This is a genomic window from Nocardia sp. NPDC059764 (assembly GCF_042732555.1).
Classification (GTDB): Bacteria; Actinomycetota; Actinomycetes; order Mycobacteriales; family Mycobacteriaceae; genus Nocardia.
Genome location: NZ_JBHWHH010000319.1, coordinates 1 through 3,332, shown reverse-complemented (window position 1 = coordinate 3,332; position 3,332 = coordinate 1). Strand labels below are relative to the sequence as shown.

The 3,332-nt window shown below is 70.3% G+C and carries 3 protein-coding genes; 1 reads left to right on the top strand and 2 read right to left on the bottom strand.

The annotated features are described in order from the left end of the window. Nucleotides 1-63: 63 nt before the first annotated feature. Complete coding sequence (locus tag ACFV4K_RS35180) at nucleotides 64-1,068, bottom strand: DoxX family protein (RefSeq protein ID WP_379280618.1); 1,005 nt, start codon at nucleotides 1,066-1,068, stop codon at nucleotides 64-66. Between the two features lie 198 nt (nucleotides 1,069-1,266). On the opposite strand from ACFV4K_RS35180, the gene ACFV4K_RS35175 reads away from it, so the two are divergent. Beyond that, the gene (locus ACFV4K_RS35175) at nucleotides 1,267-2,394 is read left to right on the top strand and encodes a PQQ-dependent sugar dehydrogenase (RefSeq protein ID WP_379280619.1); all 1,128 of its coding nucleotides are present in this window, start codon (nucleotides 1,267-1,269) and stop codon (nucleotides 2,392-2,394) included. A 71-nt stretch (nucleotides 2,395-2,465) separates the two neighbouring features. Here ACFV4K_RS35175 and ACFV4K_RS35170 read toward each other — a convergent pair whose 3' ends face one another. Continuing rightward, on the bottom strand, nucleotides 2,466-3,296 hold the full coding sequence (locus ACFV4K_RS35170) for a MerR family transcriptional regulator (RefSeq protein ID WP_379280617.1): 831 nt from the start codon (nucleotides 3,294-3,296) through the stop codon (nucleotides 2,466-2,468). Between the last annotated feature and the right edge of the window lie 36 nt (nucleotides 3,297-3,332).

Here is a 3,332-nt window from a genome sequence, read left to right as displayed (position 1 = left end):
ATCCAGTGGATCGAGCCCGGCCGCTTGGTTTTTCGAGTCTCTGGCCGCGCCGTACGCGGCCTGCTACTTGAACGGGCCGATGCCGTTGAGCGGGTTGCCGCCGTGCAGGTAGATGTACACCAGGATGGCCGCCGCCACCGCCGCGACGAAGGCGGCCAGGGAGCCCAGGAACGGGCGGGTGGACCAGGCGCGATTGCGATCGAGCGAGTAGCGGCCGGGGCCGGTGAGGATGAGCGCGGTGGTGATGCCGACCAGGATCGAGTCGATCTCGACCGAGTTGGTCTTGGCGGAGTACTGGAATCCGGGAACCATGCCCTGCTTCCACATCCACCCGTCCAGGATCACCGCGAGCAGCGCGCCCGCGGCCAGCGGCGTGGCCAGACCGATCACGACCAGCACGCCACCGCCGAGCTCGCCCGCGATGAGCATGGGCACGGCCAGGTCGACGTGCTTCCAGCCGCCGCCCTCCATCGAGGTCTTGATGCCCTCGAAGCCGGGGCCGTGGAACCAGCCGAAGGCCTTCTGCAGGCCGTGGTAGATGAAGGTGCCGCCGATGACCAAGCGCAGCAAGAGGAGTCCGAGGTCCAGGGTGCCGCGGCGATCGTCGCGGCGGCGGCGGCCATTGTTCTCCGGAGGCGCGGCCGGGGCCGGCGGGATGCTGGCGAAGGAGTAGGTCGGGGACGGCTCGGCGGTGGAGCTGTCGGCCGCGCCCGGGATGGAGTTCTTGACCTGCGAGTAGAGCGGGACGTCCAGATCGAGGCCGAGTTCCTCGTCGGTGCGCGGCAGGTTCCGCTCGGTGCCGTGGCCGACCTTCTGCGGCGTGATCTGTTCGGTCGCCTGCCCGGCGGCCTGGCCGAGTTGCTCGGTGGTCTGGCCGTTCTGCTCGGCGGCCGGACCGGGAGCGGCGGCGGGCGGTGTGATCTGCTCGGCGGTCTGCGCGCCGGACGGGGCGGCGAACTGCTCGGTCGGCGAGTCGAAGGGGCTGCGGACCGGTGCGCCGGCCGGGCGCGGAGCTGCGGGCGTGGCGTCGCCCGCCGCGGCGGACGGCTCGTTCGGCTTGTTCGTCACCCGGGTCAGAGTATTAGCCGCAACCGTCCGGCACCCCGCAGAACGCGGGCGTGTCCGCTGTCTGATTCGCGCCACGGTGGAGTGTTTCGCCACGGCACGCCTTTTTGCGACACCCCGTCCGAGCGGTGACGGCAGGTTTTCCGTAACGTCTCCACCATGAGTCTGGTTGCCGCTGACCGTGTCGGGGTGGGTGCACGGATGGTCCGTGCGGGCGCCGGGCGGATCGTGCTGGGCATGACGCTCGGCGCGGTGCTGCTGTCGGGGTGCGCGCGCTTCGACGATCGCGCCTCCAGCCCGTTCACCACCGAGCCGACCTGGCAGGACGCCGAGCCCAAGACCACCACCCCCAAGACGCCGCCGACCAATGCCAAGCGTCCGGATCTGCCGTGCGTGGATCCCGATCTGGCCGTGGTGGTTTCGTGCCTGGACACCACCGGCGGGCTGGTCGCGCTGCCCGACGGCGGCAGCGCGCTGGTGGCCGAGCGCACCACCGGGCGGATCCTGAAGGTCGTCGCCACCGACGAGGGCGAGCCGCCCGCGCCGGTGGAGGTGGCGAAGGTGGAGGTCGACCCGGCCGGCGACGGCGGCGTGACCGGGCTGGCGCTGTCGCCCACCTACGGTGAGGACGGCCTGGTCTACGCGTACGTGACGACGCCGAGCGACAACCGGGTGGTGCGCATCTCCACCGGCGGCGGCGCGCCCAAGCCGATCCTGACCGGAATCCCGAAGGGCGCCAACGGCAATCGCGGGTCGATCGATTTCACCGCGCACGACCGCATGCTGGTGCTCACCGGTGACGCGGGCAATCCGGCGCTGGCCGCCGACAACGGCTCGCTGGCCGGGAAGCTGCTGAGCATCAGCGCCCCCGCGCCCGGTGCGGCCGCCGAGGTGATGGTGTCCGGAATCGGGGTGGCGGGCGGCGTGTGCTCGGACGGCAAGGGGTCGATCTGGTTCACCGACCGCACCGCCACCGAGGACCGGCTGCAGCGGGTCGGCGCGGACGGTGTGGCGGTGAAGGCGTGGACCTGGCCCGATCACCCGGGTGTCGCGGGCTGCACGGCCGCCACGGACGCGGTCGCGATCTCCATGACCAATCAGAAGGCGCTGGCCATCGCCATGGCCGACAAGAACACCCACGCGGTGACGGCCGCGCCCTCGCTGCTGGCGCAGGACAAGTACGGCCGCCTGGACGGCGCGTCGATCGGCGGCGACGGCAATATCTGGGTCGGCACCGTGAACAAGCCCGACGGCAGTCCGAACCAGTACGACGATCGCGTGGTGCGGATCCCACCGCCGAACGGCGGCGAGCACGGCGGTTCGGACTAGCCTCCCGGCTCACGCTGCGGCGCACAGCACTCGCTGTGCGCCGCAGCGCTTTCCGTGCTCGTGATTCCGGTTCAGGCTCGGGCGGCCTGCGTGACCGGCATCTGCAGTTCGATGACCCATTCGGCGGAGGCGGGGTCGCCGGGGGCGTTGAGGTAGACCTCGCGAATGGGAGCGCAAGGGGCGTAACCGTTCTCGTCGGCCCAGCGGCCCATGGCCTCGAAGGACACGCACAGTTCCGACAGTTTCCCGCGGTGGGCGAGAGTGGCGGCTTGCATGATCGCGGGCAGCTCACGCAGCTCGAACGGGGTGCCGGGGGTGGCGGCGCCCGCGACCTGGTGGGCGACGTGGACGCGCAGACCCGCTTCCAGCTCTTCGTAATACACGACCGGCGCACCGGTGATGGTGAGTCCCGCCTCCGGGATCGACTTCCCCAGCCGCTGGTAGAGCCGCTCGATGATCGGGCCGACGGCGGCCTCGCCGGATTCGGCCGCCACATCGCTCATTTCGGCGACGAGCGTGGGGGCCAGGGATTTCACGACGATTTCCTGCTCGGGCATGACGCCCTCCTTTTCGATACGCAGGAGCCTCGCCTCGACGGACTGGAGTCGCGCGGTGTCCGCGGCCACCTGATTGGCCAGCTGGGCGCGACGCAGTTGCAGCATGCCGTGCAACCGTTCCGCGGACAGCTGACCGTCGAGCATCTCGGCCACCTGTTGCAGGGTGAAGCCGAGATCCTTCAACGCGACGATGCGGTTGAGCCGCGCGAGCTGATCGGCGGCATAGAACCGATAGCCCGAGTACGGGTCGACCTCGGACGGCGGCAGCAGCCCGATCTCGTCGTAGTGGCGCAGCATTCGCACCGACACCGATCCGAACCTGGCGAAGTCTCCGATACTGAACATGACTCCTCCAGGCTCGGGCCTCACACGGTGTGAGGG